Source organism: Delftia lacustris, assembly GCF_040267515.1.
Lineage (GTDB): Bacteria > Pseudomonadota > Gammaproteobacteria > Burkholderiales > Burkholderiaceae_C > Comamonas > Comamonas tsuruhatensis.
The window spans coordinates 6,718,110-6,732,765 of record NZ_CP141274.1 but is presented as its reverse complement, the minus strand read 5'-3'; the positions used below and the strand labels follow the sequence as shown (position 1 = coordinate 6,732,765).

Annotated in this window: 15 protein-coding genes; 14 read left to right on the top strand and 1 reads right to left on the bottom strand. The window is 52.9% G+C overall.

Annotated features, from left to right (window positions below; translation table 11 throughout):
• The first annotated feature begins 247 nt into the window (after positions 1 to 247).
• The 3 genes from U6958_RS32265 to U6958_RS32255 all read left to right on the top strand — a co-directional run bounded on the left by U6958_RS32265 (position 248) and on the right by U6958_RS32255 (position 2,081).
• Positions 248 to 988, top strand: coding sequence for a TerC family protein (locus U6958_RS32265; protein WP_016449385.1), 741 nt, complete (start codon positions 248 to 250; stop codon positions 986 to 988).
• 134 nt (positions 989 to 1,122) lie between these two features.
• Entirely contained in the window at positions 1,123 to 1,581 is a 459-nt protein-coding gene (locus U6958_RS32260; RefSeq protein ID WP_016449386.1) for a hypothetical protein, read from the top strand.
• A gap of 152 nt (positions 1,582 to 1,733) precedes the next feature.
• Positions 1,734 to 2,081, top strand: a complete 348-nt coding sequence (locus U6958_RS32255) for a phage holin family protein (RefSeq protein WP_012202791.1) — start codon at positions 1,734 to 1,736, stop codon at positions 2,079 to 2,081.
• Here the strand turns inward: U6958_RS32255 and U6958_RS32250 are convergent.
• Positions 2,055 to 3,680 carry a M48 family metalloprotease gene (locus tag U6958_RS32250; RefSeq protein WP_016454243.1) on the bottom strand — a complete coding sequence of 542 codons (1,626 nt, stop codon included), beginning with the start codon at positions 3,678 to 3,680 and terminating at the stop codon, positions 2,055 to 2,057. The genes U6958_RS32255 and U6958_RS32250 overlap by 27 nt on opposite strands.
• 152 nt (positions 3,681 to 3,832) lie before the next feature.
• On the opposite strand from U6958_RS32250, the gene moaC reads away from it, so the two are divergent.
• The 11 genes from moaC (at position 3,833) to U6958_RS32195 (ending at position 14,651) form a co-directional block, all read left to right on the top strand.
• Positions 3,833 to 4,306, top strand: a complete 474-nt coding sequence (gene moaC, locus U6958_RS32245) for a cyclic pyranopterin monophosphate synthase MoaC (protein WP_074920903.1) — start codon at positions 3,833 to 3,835, stop codon at positions 4,304 to 4,306.
• Between the two features lie 58 nt (positions 4,307 to 4,364).
• On the top strand, positions 4,365 to 5,111 hold the full coding sequence (locus tag U6958_RS32240; protein ID WP_074920902.1) for a class I SAM-dependent methyltransferase: 747 nt from the start codon (positions 4,365 to 4,367) through the stop codon (positions 5,109 to 5,111).
• On the top strand, positions 5,101 to 6,423 hold the full coding sequence (locus U6958_RS32235; protein ID WP_074920901.1) for a nucleotide sugar dehydrogenase: 1,323 nt from the start codon (positions 5,101 to 5,103) through the stop codon (positions 6,421 to 6,423). The genes U6958_RS32240 and U6958_RS32235 overlap by 11 nt, the downstream gene beginning before the upstream one ends.
• Positions 6,424 to 6,687: 264 nt before the next feature.
• Positions 6,688 to 8,403 (top strand): ABC transporter ATP-binding protein, encoded by a 1,716-nt coding sequence (locus U6958_RS32230; RefSeq protein WP_074920900.1) that lies wholly within the window; start codon positions 6,688 to 6,690, stop codon positions 8,401 to 8,403.
• 13 nt (positions 8,404 to 8,416) lie between these two features.
• Entirely contained in the window at positions 8,417 to 9,418 is a 1,002-nt protein-coding gene (gene pseB / locus U6958_RS32225; protein WP_074920899.1) for a UDP-N-acetylglucosamine 4,6-dehydratase (inverting), read from the top strand.
• A gap of 4 nt (positions 9,419 to 9,422) precedes the next feature.
• Complete coding sequence (gene pseC, locus U6958_RS32220) at positions 9,423 to 10,580, top strand: UDP-4-amino-4,6-dideoxy-N-acetyl-beta-L-altrosamine transaminase (protein WP_074920898.1); 1,158 nt, start codon at positions 9,423 to 9,425, stop codon at positions 10,578 to 10,580.
• Complete coding sequence (gene pseF, locus U6958_RS32215) at positions 10,577 to 11,272, top strand: pseudaminic acid cytidylyltransferase (protein ID WP_074920897.1); 696 nt, start codon at positions 10,577 to 10,579, stop codon at positions 11,270 to 11,272. The genes pseC and pseF overlap by 4 nt, the downstream gene beginning before the upstream one ends.
• 28 nt (positions 11,273 to 11,300) lie before the next feature.
• A complete protein-coding gene (locus U6958_RS32210) occupies positions 11,301 to 11,912 on the top strand; it encodes a bifunctional 2-polyprenyl-6-hydroxyphenol methylase/3-demethylubiquinol 3-O-methyltransferase UbiG (protein ID WP_083393560.1) in 612 nt (203 codons plus the stop codon).
• A gap of 63 nt (positions 11,913 to 11,975) precedes the next feature.
• Positions 11,976 to 12,971: a hypothetical protein gene (locus tag U6958_RS32205; protein WP_143044493.1), complete on the top strand. Its 996-nt coding sequence runs from the start codon at positions 11,976 to 11,978 to the stop codon at positions 12,969 to 12,971.
• On the top strand, positions 12,968 to 13,582 hold the full coding sequence (locus tag U6958_RS32200; RefSeq protein WP_083393559.1) for a trans-aconitate 2-methyltransferase: 615 nt from the start codon (positions 12,968 to 12,970) through the stop codon (positions 13,580 to 13,582). Before U6958_RS32205 ends, U6958_RS32200 begins: the two co-directional genes overlap by 4 nt.
• A gap of 7 nt (positions 13,583 to 13,589) precedes the next feature.
• The gene (locus tag U6958_RS32195) at positions 13,590 to 14,651 is read left to right on the top strand and encodes a putative sugar O-methyltransferase (protein ID WP_074920894.1); all 1,062 of its coding nucleotides are present in this window, start codon (positions 13,590 to 13,592) and stop codon (positions 14,649 to 14,651) included.
• Positions 14,652 to 14,656 lie beyond the last annotated feature (5 nt).

Below are 14,656 nucleotides of genomic sequence, written 5' to 3'. Positions count from 1 at the left end.
ACCGCGCCGGCATCGGAATGGTCGTCAATACGAAGCGCAAGCTTCCGGCCTTCCGGGCTGCGGTGCATACCGCAGCCGAGCAAGACCTTTGATGGACCTGATGACGGTCGATCAAGGTGTTCTCCCCTGAGCCAGGCATGTCCTTGCCCGGGTAGGCGCTGTGTCGTCGCATCGGTCTTTCTGTGCTGGTGGGTGTTTCTCCAGGAGGGAGGAGTTCCCGCCGGCCGTACTCAACAGCGAGGACCTTATGGACTTGGACTTTCTGACTCACGCCCCGTTCTGGGTGGCCCTGGGCCAAATCATCATCATCGACATCCTGCTGGGCGGGGACAACGCGGTCGTGATCGCGCTGGCCTGCCGCAAGCTGCCGCCCGCGCAGCGCAAGAAGGGCATCATCTGGGGCACGGCTGGCGCCATCATCCTGCGCGTCATCCTGATCGCCTTCGCGATGACGCTGCTGGCGCTGCCCTTCCTGAAGTTTGTCGGCGCACTGCTGCTGGTGTGGATCGGTATCAAGCTGATTGCGCCTGATGAAGATGGCCATGACAACATCCAGGGCAGCGACAAGCTGCTGGCGGCCATCAAGACCATCATCGTTGCCGACCTGGTGATGAGCGTGGACAACGTGATCGCCATCGCCGGCGCCGCACAGAGCTCGGGCGAGCACCAGCTGCTGCTGGTCGTGCTGGGTCTGTTGATCTCCATCCCCATCATCGTCTGGGGCTCGCAGCTCGTGATCAAGCTGATGGAGCGCTTCCCCATCATCATCGTGGCCGGCGGCATGCTGCTGGGCTGGATTGCCGGCGGCATGCTGGTCACCGACCCCGTCTTCGCCAATACGGAGAAGTGGGACTGGATGGTCAAGCTGCCCCAGACCGACATGCTCAAGTACGGTGCCAGCGTGTTCGGAGCCCTGCTGGTGCTGGCACTGGGCAAGTACATCGCTTCGCGCCGTCCTGCTCCCAAGGCGGATGCCCACGGAGCTTGATTTCCTGAAAAGTTGAGGTTGGCGCCGGGTTGGCCTGTCTGGCCTCCCGCGCCGATTCGCGACAATCCAGTGCAAGGGCGGCTTTGACCGCCCGCCTGTCCCACCCCGCAAACCCAGTTCGACAAGGACTTGCTTTGAACCCCATCATCGTCTACGTGGATGACGCTTCCTACGCCCTGCCTCTGGTCCAGGCCCTGGCCGCCTCGCCGCAGGCCCAGTCCTCGCACTGGTTGCTGGTGGCCTGCGCACCGCGCATAACCCACCGTGTCAGCAAATGGGTGAGCCACAGCGCACGCGAAAGCTGGCGCGGCAAGTGGGCCGACAAGCTGTTTGCCCAGTTGCTGCCGGTGTTCGGTGACAGTGCAGGCCGAATCACGCCGGTGCTGGCCAAGGGGCCGCTGGCCGAACTGGTGGCCCAGCTCCAGCAGGAGCATGGCGCGGCCCAGATCGTCGATGCGCGCCGCCCCAAGCAGGAAGCCACGGCCCCAGCCGTGGCGCCTGCAGCCCCGCTGGGTCGGCGCTGGAATCTTCCGGGAACGCTGGCGGCCATCGGCGCGCTGATGGGCCTGGTGTTCGAGGAAGCGATGGTCTAAAGGCTGGCATCTGCCTGGCTGCTCTGGTCAGGCGATCACTGTCAGGACGGCATCCCGGAAAACGGGATGCCGTTTTTCATGGAGTTCTCCGGTCCACGGTTCCCAGTGCGCCGCCTCAACCCGGATCTGCCGGCTGCTGCTATGCTGCCCGCATGAAAATCCTGATCAAATGGCTGCTCAGCGCCGGTGCCCTGCTGGTCGTGGCCTATCTCTATGGCGGCGTGCAGGTCAACAGCTTCAGCTCGGCCATGATCGCGGCGCTGGTCATCGGCCTGCTCAACGCGGTGCTGCGGCCCATCCTCGTGGTGCTGACGCTGCCCGTGACCATCGTGACGGTCGGGCTGTTTCTCTTCGTGGTCAACGGACTGATGTTCTGGGCAGCCTCGGGCCTGCTCAGCGGCTTTCATGTCGCGGGCTTCTGGGCGGCCATGCTGGGCGCGCTCATCTACTCGCTGCTGGGCCTGGCCATCGAGTCACTTCTCGCGCGCCTGTTCCCTTAGCAGCTCCTCCACGGCACGCAGCCGCGTGTCCACGATGGAGGCTTCAATGAAATCCACCTTGGGCCCGCCCTTGCGGGCCAGTTCCTGCGCTGCCTTGAAGCGATCCACCGCGGCCGCATAGTCGTAGTGCGCGACCTGGGCCTCGGCCTCGGCGCGCAGGGCGCGCAGCTCCTGGCCCTGAGAGCGCTGAACCTGGGCCAGCAGTTGCCAGGCGCTGGCATCGCGCGGGTGGTCCGTCACCCAGGTCTGCAGCGGGCCTGCCATGCTGGCGGCGCCCTGCTCGCGCAGCAGGATCTGTGTGCGCATCAGCAGCTCGGGCCGGCGCACCGCGCGGCTTTCGACCACATTGACGGTGGCCAGACTGGGGCCGCTTTCCGTTGTCTTGGCGGGGACGGATTCCGTGGGACTGGCCTGGGCAGGTGCGGCTGCAGGCAGGTAGAGCGGTGGCAACGCCTGCAACGCGGCGCCGGGCTTGCCGGCTGTCAGCTCCAGTTCGGCCTGCAGCAGCTTGGCCTGCCGCAGGGCGCCGGGATCGGCGGCCGTGGCTGCTTGAAGGCGCCCGGACATTTCCCGCGCCTCGGCCCAATCGCGCAATTGCACGGCGCTCAGCGTGGCGGCATACAACTGTGCCACCTGCTGGGTCGGTGTTTGGCTGCCAAAGCTGGTGGAGCGCGGCAGCTCGGCCCACTGGCGCAGCACGTCCACGCCCGGGCGCGACAGCACGCGGGCCCGTGCGGCCATCATCACGTGTTCCAGGGAAGGGGCGGGCGCGGGCGCAACGCCGCGCGGCAGGCGTGAATGCATGTCGGCCATGCGCTCCGTGGTCAGCGGATGGCTGCGCAGATAGGGCCAGCTGCCGTTGTCATTGAGCCGATTGGCCTGCTGCAGCTTGTCGAACATGGTGACAAAGCCCTGCGGCGCAAAGCCCGCAGGCGCCATCAAGCCATAACCCATGCGGTCGGCCTCGCGCTCCATGTCGCGAGAGAAGTTCAGCTGGTTCTGCACGGCCAGCGCCTGGCCGCCCATCATCATCGCCATGGCGGCATCCGGGCTGCGGCTGGCGGCCAGGGCGCCCAGGATCATCGAGCCGATCATCAGCGGCGTCTGCTTGCCCTGCTGGGCAATGAGCCGCGCAATGTGGCGCTGGGTGACGTGGCTCAGCTCATGCGCCAGCACCGACGCCAGTTCGTCGCGCGTGCTGACCACGCCGATCAGTCCCAGGTGCACTCCCAGATAGCCGCCGGGCAGCGCAAAGGCGTTGACCGAGCGGTCCCGCCCCAGCAGGATCTCCCAGGCAAAGCGCTCTTCCAGCTCGTCCGACAGCTCGCCACGCGTGCGCGCCGCATCGACCAGGTGCTGCCAGATGCCTTCCACATATTCCTGCAGTACCGCATCGTCGATGTAGTCCGGATCGCGGTACAGCGAGCGGATGATGCGGTCACCCAGGCGCCGCTCGTCACTGGTCGTCGTGGCCGCGCCGTCGCCCAGCGTGGGCAGGCGCAACTGGGCCTGTGCGGGTGCATGCGTTGCGATGGCGAGAGAGGCCGCCAGCAACTGCAGGCCGACGGCGATACGTGTCTTCAGGCGTGATGGGCGCATGGGCAGGTAAGAACCAAGGGGCCGGGCCCGTGCATAGTCACGGGGCGGTGGAACACCCCACTATGATGCCTCGGTTCGCCGAACGTTCATGGCAGGACTGACCAGCGTGTCAGGACTGGCGTAGAGCGGCCCGTGCATTTTCAGGAGTTTCCATGTCTTCCCTCACCCATTTCGATGCCCAGGGCCAGGCCCACATGGTCGATGTCGGCGCCAAGCCCGCAACCCACCGCATCGCGGTCGCCGAAGGCCGCATCACCATGCAGCCCGAAACCCTGGCCATCATCCAGAGCGGCACGGCCAAGAAGGGCGACGTGCTGGGCATTGCGCGCATTGCTGGCATCATGGCAGCGAAGAAGACCAGTGACCTGATTCCGCTGTGCCATCCGCTGGCGTTGACCAGGGTGGCGGTGGATTTCGAGTTCCTGCCCGGTGCCCCCGCCGTCCGCTGCACGGCCACCGTGGAAACGGTGGGGCCCACGGGGGTCGAGATGGAGGCACTCACGGCCGTGCAGGTTGCCCTGCTCACGATCTATGACATGTGCAAGGCGGTGGACAAGGCCATGGTGATGGAGGGGGTGAGGGTGTTGGAGAAGCATGGCGGGAAATCGGGCAGTTTCGTCGCATAGCGAAGCCAGGGCTGCCGAGACCTGATAAATCATCAGATGAGAAAAGGGAGGGGAGTTCATGAATACTGATTTGGCGCGGCAGCCTCATGCGGCCCTGGATATACTGTCAAGACATAAAAAGGCACGAAAAATAGAAGTTCTGCTCAATCTTTCAGATCACAAGGGAGTTCTGAAAGTTCTTGAGATTGGAACGGGTTCGGGATGGATAGCTAATTATTTTGGAAAGCATTCATCTCTGCAGTGTGAAGTGGTGGCTGTTGATATTTTTGATAATCGGCAAATATTTGAAGGTTATGAATATATCCAGGTCCAAGGAGTCAAGCTGCCTTTCGATCCCGAGAAATTCGATCTGGTCATTTCCAATCATGTCATAGAACATGTTGGGGAAGAGAATTTCCAGAAAGAACATCTTGCGGAAATAGCGCGTGTCTTGCGCAAGAATGGAAAAGCATATATTGCGGTTCCCAATCGCTGGATGCTGAAAGAGCCACATTATCAGTTGAAATTCCTGAGCTGGCTTCCGCGGAGCTGGCGCACACCTTACCTCAGAATGATGGGGAAAGGGGATTTCTATGACTGTGAACCTTTGGAAATGAAGACTCTGGAAAGAATGATTTCTGGCTGTGGGCTATCATTTGAGAACATGTGCATCCAGGCATTGCGGAAAACCTTGGAATTAGAGAGGCCTGGTAAATTGGGAACCCGGATCATGGGCGTAATTCCTGATTGGCTGATAAAGCCATTGGTGCCGGCCATTCCCACCCTGATTTACCAAGTTCACCATGTCAAACTCAATGAGCATTAATTTCTCTTCAACTCTTGGAAGCCTCAAGGAAAAAATCTCCCATGGCTCTGTGCGCGTAGGTGTCTATGGACTGGGCTATGTAGGTCTGCCTCTTGCCCTGCGCTTCGCCGAGGTTGGAATCAAGGTTTTGGGCTTTGACATCGATGAAACCAAGGTTCGTACCCTTGGCGATGGCGGCAGCTACATTGAACGAATCACTCACGCGCAGATCGGGCGTGCGTTGGAGCAGGGCTTCGAGGCCACCACGGACTTCGGACGCACAAAGGAAATCGATGCCTTGATCATCTGCGTGCCCACGCCCCTGAATGTTCACCGCGAGCCCGACCTGAGCTTCATCATCAACACGGTGGAGGCGGCGCTGCCTCACATGCGCGAAGGTCAGTTGCTGAGCCTGGAGAGCACAACCTGGCCCGGCACGACGGACGAAGTGCTGGCACCGCGCCTGCGCAGCCGTGGACTGGCGCCTGGCGCCAATTGCGCTCTGGTGTTCTCTCCGGAGCGCGAAGACCCTGGCAACCCGCACTACGGTACCAAGGACATCCCCAAGGTGATCGGAGGGAGCACTGCCAGCTGCCTGGAACTGGGCATGGCGCTGTACCAACATGCCATCCAGACCATGGTGCCCGTCAGCAGCACCAAGGCGGCTGAAATGACCAAGCTGCTGGAGAACATCCACCGCAGCGTCAACATCGGACTGGTCAACGAGATGAAGATCGTGGCCGACAAGATGGGTATCAACATCCATGAAGTCATTGATGCAGCTGCCACCAAGCCCTTCGGCTTTGTCCCCTATCGACCCGGCCCCGGCCTCGGCGGCCACTGCATTCCCATCGATCCCTTCTACCTGACATGGAAGGCGCGTGAATATGGCGTGAACACGCGCTTCATTGAACTGGCCGGTGAAATCAACCACTACATGCCGCACTGGGTGGTGGGCAAGGTTGCCGACGCGCTCAACGACCGAGGCAAGGCCATCAAGGGCAGCCGTATTCTGGTGCTGGGGCTTGCGTACAAGAAGAACATCGATGACACAAGGGAATCACCGGCCGTGGAGATCATGGATTTGCTGCAGGCCAAGGGTGCACATGTTGATTACAGTGATCCGCATGTGCCGGTATTCCCACAAAAACGGGATTATTACTTTGACTTGAAGTCAGTGCCTTTGACTTCCGAGAGTGTGACAAGCTACGACTGCGTTGTGCTGGCCACGGATCATGATGATTTTGATTATTCGCTTTTTGCAAGGCATGCACGGATATTGGTGGATACACGTGGCCGGGTGCAAGAGGGTGGCAATGTTATCGCTGCCTGATTTTGGCTTGTTGTCTCATGCCACTCACGTTTTGATGAGCAATGGATGATCAGCCCACGGTGTATCTGGATAGAGTATCAAGATACGCCAATACCATCATATCATTGAAGCCCAAAATTGCTATTGATTCTAATTGTGGGCAAGAGGAAAATTCGAAGCTCTGACAATTATCAAAATTCATAGAAAGATCATGATGGACCAGAGTCGCATCAGCTTTGAAAAGGCTAGGTTGAATATTATACTCCCCCCGAAATTGAGTGAAGAATGAAAGCCGTTCTAAAAAAAGTCTGGCGACTTTTCACCCCACCACAACAACGTAAAGCACTTGCCATGCTTTTCTTGATAATTCTGATGGCATGCCTTGAAACAATTGGAGTAATGTCAATTGCTCCATTTCTCTCTGTGTTAGCACGACCAGGAGTAATTGAGGAAAATAAGTGGCTTCAGATCGCCTATGTTAATGGTGGGTTCCATGATGTTTCATCTTTCATTACGGTACTTGGCCTGTTTACGATGTTGATCGTGGTGATGGCATCGGGGTTTAAGACTCTGACGTTCCATTTGGTTGGACGATTTGTTCATATGCAGAGACAATCGTTGAGTTCACGTCTTCTGTTTATTTATCTCCAACAGCCCTATGAATTTTTCCTCCTAAGAAATCCATCTGAACTTGCAAAAAATGTGCTTTCGGAGGTAGATCAGCTTGTCTTTGACCTCTTGCAACCACTTTCCATGGTGATAGCTCAAGGTTTGGTTGCTGGGGTGATGGTGATTTTGGTGTTTTCCTACGATCCATGGATGGCGGTTGGCATCGTGACGGTGCTCAGTCTGCTTTATGGAGCCATTTATCTGCTGGTTCGAAAGCGATTGGTGAAAATTGGTGCGGCTCGTCAAGCCGCAGATGTAGGCCGCTACCAAAAAAGCAGCGAAGTGCTGAATGGTGTAAAGGATGTAAAAGTAGCGAATGCCATGGGGGCCTATCTGAGTGATTTTTCTCGGGAAGCGCATGAATTCTCCCGGCACTCTGCAACTGCAGAAACGCTGAGCCATTCTCCCTTGTATATTGTCGAGGCTGTGGGGTATTCCGGTTTAATCTTAGTGGCCTTGGCATTGCTATGGCGCTCTGGAGATATTGCTCACGTATTACCTGCATTAGGGCTTTATGGTTTCGCCGCTTACCGAATATTGCCTGCTGTGCAAATTATCTATCGTGGCATGGCCAGGCTGAAATTTTCCAGCGCTGCCTTGCAGAATATTGAAAATGATCTTCATTTGGGATTGACTCCTTCTTCAGGAGATATTGTTGCCATTGCTCCCCGGCGAAGTATTGAACTTGAAAATGTGAGTTATCGTTATCCTGGGGTGTCAAGTAATTGTGTTTTGGAAGATTTTAGTTTTTCTATAAAATCCAACACCACGGTTGGAATAGTCGGGCCTAGCGGTGTAGGGAAAAGTACGCTGATGGACATTCTTCTGGGTCTGCTGCATCCTCAGCAAGGCACACTTTGCGTAGACGGCGTTCCAATCAATGAAGATAATGCGAAATCCTGGCAGCAGGCAATTGGCTATGTGCCGCAACATATTTATTTGATGGATGCTACGGTGGCAGAAAACATTGCTTTCGGTGTTGATCCGAAACTCATTGATATGGCTGCGGTGGAGCGCGCTGCGCGCGCTGCACAAGTGCACGATGTCATCATCAATGATCTGCCACATAGTTACCAGACTCGACTCGGTGACCGTGGTATTCGCCTTTCAGGAGGACAGCGTCAGCGCATAGGAATTGCCCGTGCCTTGTATCGTGATCCGCCTGTCCTCTTTATGGATGAAGCGACCAGCGCACTGGACCATCAAACAGAAGAAGCATTGAACAAGGCGATTCAAGAGTTGTCAGGAAGAAAAACAATTGTGCTCATTGCGCATAGAGAATCTTCATTGAAAAATTGCAGCGATTTAATTTCGCTGAGAAAAAAATATTAATTCAGGAGGAGTTATGTTTGATAACGCATCGATTATTATCACCGGCGGGACCGGTTCCTTTGGAAAGAAATATGTCAAAACTATTCTGGAGAGGTATTCCCCGCGTCGCCTAATTATCTATTCACGTGATGAGCTAAAGCAGTATGAGATGCAGCAGCAGTTCAATGCGCCGTGCATGCGTTATTTCATCGGTGATGTCAGGGACAAGGATCGCATGGTTCAGGCCATGCGTGATGTGGATTATGTGATTCATTCTGCTGCATTGAAGCAGGTTCCTGCGGCGGAATACAATCCGATGGAGTGCATCAAGACAAATATATATGGCGCTGAAAACGTAATATCGGCTGCATTGGAGAACAATGTAAAGAAAGTGATTGCACTTTCAACTGATAAGGCAGCCAACCCTATTAATCTATACGGTGCAACAAAGCTGGCCTCTGATAAGTTGTTTGTTGCGGCAAACAATATGGCAGGCGACAGAGATACCATGTTTTCTGTTGTACGTTACGGAAACGTCGTTGGCTCACGCGGCTCGGTGGTTCCTTTCTTTCAGAAATGCCTGGAGTCAGGCGTGGATCATATTCCAATTACTGACGAGCGAATGACACGCTTTTGGATCTCTCTGCAGCAAGGTGTGGACTTCGTTCTCAAAAATTTTGAAAGAATGCTTGGCGGGGAGATTTTTGTTCCCAAACTACCGTCGATTCGGGTTGTTGATCTGGCTGAAGCTATTGCGCCACGGATTCCTCGCAAAATCATCGGGATCCGGCCGGGTGAGAAAGTACATGAGATCATGTGCCCAGCAGATGATTCAAGACTGACACTGGATTTTGATGATCACTATGTGATTGGACCGTCAATCACCTTCAGCAGTCGGGGCAATGATTTTGCCATCAATGCATTGGGTGTGCGTGGAGCGCCAGTGGAGCCTAGTTTTGAATATAATTCAGGTTCCAACGATAATTTTCTGACCATACCTCAGATCATTGAGTTCAATAAAAAAGCTGAAAGTTGAAGTCATGATTCCATACGGCCGGCAAGATATTGTTCAGGCAGATATTGACGCTGTTGTTAAAGTGCTGAAGTCAGATTTTCTGACCCAAGGTCCTGCTGTTCCGCACTTTGAAAAAATAGTGGCTAATTATTGTGGCGCTCGGCATGCAATAGCAGTTAATAGCGCCACTTCTGCATTGCATATTTCTTGCATGGCATTGGGGCTTGGTGTAAATGACTGGCTATGGACGTCACCAATTACATTTGTGGCATCGGCAAATTGTGCTAGGTACTGTGGCGCGAATGTTGATTTCGTGGATGTAGATGCACGCACATATAACATGTGCCCACAGCTATTGGAAGAAAAACTGAGAAAAGCCAAGGCCCAGGACCGGTTGCCAAAAATTGTCGTTCCTGTGCACTTCGGTGGCCAATCTGCAAATATGCAAGCCATACATGCCTTGTCTCTACAGTATGATTTCAAGATTATTGAAGATGCATCCCATGCCATTGGCGGAAGATACCAGAATCGACCTGTAGGCAATCTGCGTCATAGCGATATTGTGATCTTTAGTTTTCATCCGGTGAAAATCATTACAACTGGCGAAGGCGGCATGGCGTTGACTAACGATGAGAATATCGCCCGGCGAATGACTCTGCTACGCAGTCATGGGATTACCCGAGATGCATCGGCCATGCTGGATGGTTGCGATGGTACCTGGTATTATCAACAAATAGAATTGGGCTACAACTACCGGCTCACAGACCTACATGCGGCACTGGGCATTAGCCAAATGCCCCGCTTGGATGCCTATGTCGCCCGTCGCCATGAAATTGCAGGTCGTTATGATGAATTGCTGGCGATGATGCCGGTGACCAAGCCATGGCAGCACCCCGATGCATTTTCAGCCTATCATCTCTATCCTGTCAGGCTGCAATTAAAAGAGATAGGGAAAAGTCGTCGGGAAGTCTTCGACAATTTAAGAGATGCTGGTATTGGTGTGAATGTGCATTATATTCCCGTGCACTTGCAGCCATATTATAAGAATTTAGGATTTGATTTCGGAGATTTTCCGGAGGCCGAGAAGTATTATGCAGAGGCAATCAGCTTGCCGATGTTCCCTTCATTGAGTGATATGCAGCAAGACCATGTGGTCGAAGCTTTGGATAGAGCTGTGAAATGAATGTTGCAATAATCCCTGCGCGTGGTGGAAGTACAAGAATTCCGCGAAAAAATATCCGAAATTTTGCTGGAAAGCCAATCATTTCATGGTCGATCGAGGCGGCTCTTTCTAGTGGATGTTTTGATCACGTCATAGTGTCCACTGATGATGACGAAATAGCGGATATTGCACGCAGCCATGGCGCTACGGCTCCTTTCAAACGGCCTTCGGAATTATCTGGAAACCATATTGGAACCATGCCTGTGATACGGCACGCTATTGAGCAAGTAATGGGGGATTTTCATTCAATAGATTTCGTTTGCTGCATTCATGCTACGGCACCTTTTATTAAAGCCGAAGATTTGATTGTCGGGCTGAAATGTCTAAAGCAAAGCAAATGTGATTATGCATTTCCTGTAACGGAGTTTCCGGCTCCTATACAGCGTGCTTTGCGTATAGACACGTCTGGTTATGTGGACATGTTTCAGCCAGAAAATTTCAATATGCGATCGCAGGATCTGGAGATGGCGTTCTACGATGCAGCTCAATTTTGGTGGGGCCGTACTTCCGCGTGGCTTGATGAAAAGCCTGTCTATTGTGCATCGGCCATGCCTATTAGAATTCCGCGACACAGATCTCAGGATATAGACACTCCTGAAGACTGGATCCATGCCGAATTGATGTTCAAGTTTATTCAGAGTTCAGGATTGTGAACCGAGAAAATTGACAAAAGGCAATCTCATGAAATCTGATAATATCGAAATGTGGAATATTTGGAATTCCACAAGTGCTCCAAATTATCCACATAATCAGGTTATCAAGTATTGCCTTAAGCGCTGGCCGCAGCGAGGAGATCGAGAATCCATCAAGGTGCTTGATCTGGGGTGCGGCAATGGCGTCAACACCTGGTTTTTGGCTCGTGAAGGTTTTCGGGTGAGCGCCACAGATATCTCCGATCAAGGGGTGAATGCAGCGAGGCTGCGGCTGCTGGCGGATGGACTATCGGCCAACCTTCGTGCAGAATCTGCAGAAACCATCAATGAGCTGCCCTCAAGTCTTGATCTGGTTATATGCGTGGGCGTACTGGAGGTTGTCGGTTTAGAAGTTGCACATCGGATTATGGAATCGGTACATAAATCACTGAAGATCGGCGGTGAAGCCTTTTTCCTATTTGCGGGGGAGGAAAGCTATAATCTGGGAAATAAGACGCCATACCATCTTCATGGCTATTCGGAGAAAGAAGTCGAGTCTCTTGGAAAGTTGTTTTCGCGGGCCTTGATAGATAAATCTGTTTCTACCTTTGATGGCCAAAAAACTACGCATTTCGAGTGGAAGCTGCTGCTGGAAAAATGAATGGATGGTAGTGCCTGGGCTGTCAATGTTCTTCGGGAGCAATAATTTTGATTGATTTAGATCATGTCTTTTCGCGTCATCTTTCGATGTGATGGAAATGCAGAAACTGGTCTTGGACATTTGTCTCGCTGCATTAACTTGGCACGGAATATGCAGCTGGAAGATCGGAAGATCCAGATCTTTTTTTGGGGTGACTATGATAGGTTTGCTCGGCAGCTATTGATTCGATACGGCCTGTCACTACTGCCATTCGAGCCGCCACCTGGGAACGAGCGCGGTGTAGATGCCACACTCAAGGTGTGCGTGAATTTCGATATGCTGCTGCTCGATAGCTATACGATAGATCAAAAATACATCGATGGACTCAAGCAGCAGCCTTGTAAGCTTGCCTTGTTTGATGATGATCAGCGTCTCGATCTGCGCCAGGCGGATTTGGTTATATGTTTCCGAGCGAATGCCGAATTATTGGACTATGGCGCCCGCCATCAGTTGCTGGGGCCATCTTTTTTGCCTGTCAAACCCGAGCTGCGTTTGCTGCGCGAACGGAATTTGAATTTGCATCCTGAACGCCTGCCTCTTCGCATCTTGGTATTTATGTCCGGTGGTGCACTGGGAATGAAATATCTGTCGTCGATTCTTGATGTACTTGCCTCGTCAGGAAGGAAGATATCATACTTGTCTAAAAATGCAGCGCCGTCATATATTGGATACAATGCCAATCATCTATCGCTGACGGCGGACATGGAGACGGTGTATGCAGAAGCGGATTTTGTCGTGTGTGGGGGCGGTTTGACAAAATATGAGTGCGCTTTTTCTGGCTTGGTCAATGCCTGTATTTCATTGACGAACCTGCAGTCCAATGATACTGAAGAAATGGCAAGGCAGGGGCTTACTTTGGATTTGGGGGCGGCAATTGATTTCGAGTATGGACGTGTAAAAAGGGAAATCATGGAATTCATCGATGACCCCATCGCATTGTTAGGGCAACGAAAGAACTTTGCTTCGAAGATCAGCGATGATGGCTCAAGCAAGATAGTCAGAACAATTTTATCACTATGAACTCTGAAATTCAAGATCACTACCAAGGGCTATTTAAAGCACATGGAGACTCGGCGAAGTCTGTGCAATATACCGATTCGCCGTCTCAATTTCGGCGTTTTCAGGTTTTAAGTGAGATTTCCGCTGACCTGGGTTCGGTAGTTGATCTTGGTTGCGGGTTAGGGCATTTTTGCGATTATTTGAGATCCAATGCATTTAATGGATCGTATCTAGGGTTGGATTTCGTGCAGGAGTTTGTTGACCATGGGAATGCCAAGTATTCTCATGATCCAAGAACAGCATTTCAGAGGTGCGATCTCTTTTTGGATGAATTTCCTCAAGGGTATGACACTTTTGTTGTGTGTGGAGTGTTTAATAACAAGATGTCTGATAATTCCGGCTTCATGCAATCGGTTTTGAAGAAAGCATTTGCTGCAGCCAATAGGTATGTAGCATTCAACGCAATGTCAACTTATGTTGATTTTGAGGCTTCTGAATTATATTATACAGATCCACGTGATGTATTCGATTTCTGCAAGCGACATCTGACACGCCGAGTCAGTCTGCGCCATGAATATTTGGTTCGTGACGATAGGCCTCCATTTGAATACACTATTTATCTTTACAAGTAATCGACTCATGCACCAGAACGATGTCGCACTGAATGCTTTGCTGCAGGATATGGAGGCAGCGGATCCGATATACCAGCCCACCCATTTTTGGCGTGCTGCCATTGGATCGTTGGTTGAAGAGTTACGCGGTGAAGGCCTTGAGCGTTTTCGTGCGTTACCAGGACCGTTGGATTTTTTTGTACCAAGCTACAGTTTTCCTGGCTACCATTCCAGTCCGCGTCGTTTTGCTCCGGTTCATCTTGCCTTGGATGGGCTCCAGTTGACAGATGCACGTGTTGGTGCACACATGGATAGACTGTTCTCAGGAGAAGCGCACGCGGAATCCGACTACAGGGCACTGCTTGCTTCCGATACACCTTGTCCATTGTTCATTGATCATTTTAGTGAATCACGGGTGGGTGATCCCATAGAGCAGTTTGAGTTTGATGGTCGCCGTTTCAGTCGTTCATCATTGAACTATCTTCTGGGGCTGAGCTTTCTCAAACGCCATTGTGATCTGTCCCAGGTGGCGACAGTGATGGAAATTGGCGGTGGCTTTGGATCATTGGGCGAGATATTGTTGGCTGATCCGCGAAACGATGTTTTTTACATTGATGTGGATATTGCTCCAACCTTGCTCTGTGCGAATTACTATCTCAATGAAATCTATGGTGAAGATGCCATTGTTGGCTATTCTGAGACACGCGGACGGTCCGTGCTTGACATCGCACAGATGCGAAAAATGCATCGAGCCGCCACTCTGGCGTCGTGGCAGCTTCCTGTACTGAATGGTAAGGTTGATTTGGTTGTCAACTTTATTTCATTTCAGGAAATGGAGCCTGCAGTAGTCAGAAATTACCTCGCCCAGGCTGATCGTTTAGGTTCGCAGTTTGTACTTCTCCGCAATTTAAGGGAGGGTAAGGCCAAGGCCGCTGCTTCAACCGATGTTGGGGTTGTTGATCCGATCAAGGGGGAAATGTATGACGATTACCTACAGGGTTATCGTCTACTTGCGTGCAATACCGTGCCTTTCGGCTATCGCACGGTCGATGGATTCCACTCCGAGCTGCGCCTGTATGAGCGGCGATAAATTCA

What these genes read in the sequence shown, in the direction of transcription:
- U6958_RS32265 (WP_016449385.1), top strand. Translation starts at nt 248, where the DNA reads ATGGACTTGGACTTTCTGACTCACGCCCCGTTCTGGGTGGCCCTGGGC.
- U6958_RS32255 (WP_012202791.1), top strand. Translation starts at nt 1,734, where the DNA reads ATGAAAATCCTGATCAAATGGCTGCTCAGCGCCGGTGCCCTGCTGGTC.
- U6958_RS32250 (WP_016454243.1), bottom strand. Translation starts at nt 3,680, where the DNA reads ATGCGCCCATCACGCCTGAAGACACGTATCGCCGTCGGCCTGCAGTTG.
- moaC (WP_074920903.1), top strand. Translation starts at nt 3,833, where the DNA reads ATGTCTTCCCTCACCCATTTCGATGCCCAGGGCCAGGCCCACATGGTC.
- U6958_RS32240 (WP_074920902.1), top strand. Translation starts at nt 4,365, where the DNA reads ATGAATACTGATTTGGCGCGGCAGCCTCATGCGGCCCTGGATATACTG.
- U6958_RS32235 (WP_074920901.1), top strand. Translation starts at nt 5,101, where the DNA reads ATGAGCATTAATTTCTCTTCAACTCTTGGAAGCCTCAAGGAAAAAATC.
- U6958_RS32230 (WP_074920900.1), top strand. Translation starts at nt 6,688, where the DNA reads ATGAAAGCCGTTCTAAAAAAAGTCTGGCGACTTTTCACCCCACCACAA.
- pseB (WP_074920899.1), top strand. Translation starts at nt 8,417, where the DNA reads ATGTTTGATAACGCATCGATTATTATCACCGGCGGGACCGGTTCCTTT.
- pseC (WP_074920898.1), top strand. Translation starts at nt 9,423, where the DNA reads ATGATTCCATACGGCCGGCAAGATATTGTTCAGGCAGATATTGACGCT.
- pseF (WP_074920897.1), top strand. Translation starts at nt 10,577, where the DNA reads ATGAATGTTGCAATAATCCCTGCGCGTGGTGGAAGTACAAGAATTCCG.
- U6958_RS32210 (WP_083393560.1), top strand. Translation starts at nt 11,301, where the DNA reads ATGAAATCTGATAATATCGAAATGTGGAATATTTGGAATTCCACAAGT.
- U6958_RS32205 (WP_143044493.1), top strand. Translation starts at nt 11,976, where the DNA reads ATGTCTTTTCGCGTCATCTTTCGATGTGATGGAAATGCAGAAACTGGT.
- U6958_RS32200 (WP_083393559.1), top strand. Translation starts at nt 12,968, where the DNA reads ATGAACTCTGAAATTCAAGATCACTACCAAGGGCTATTTAAAGCACAT.
- U6958_RS32195 (WP_074920894.1), top strand. Translation starts at nt 13,590, where the DNA reads ATGCACCAGAACGATGTCGCACTGAATGCTTTGCTGCAGGATATGGAG.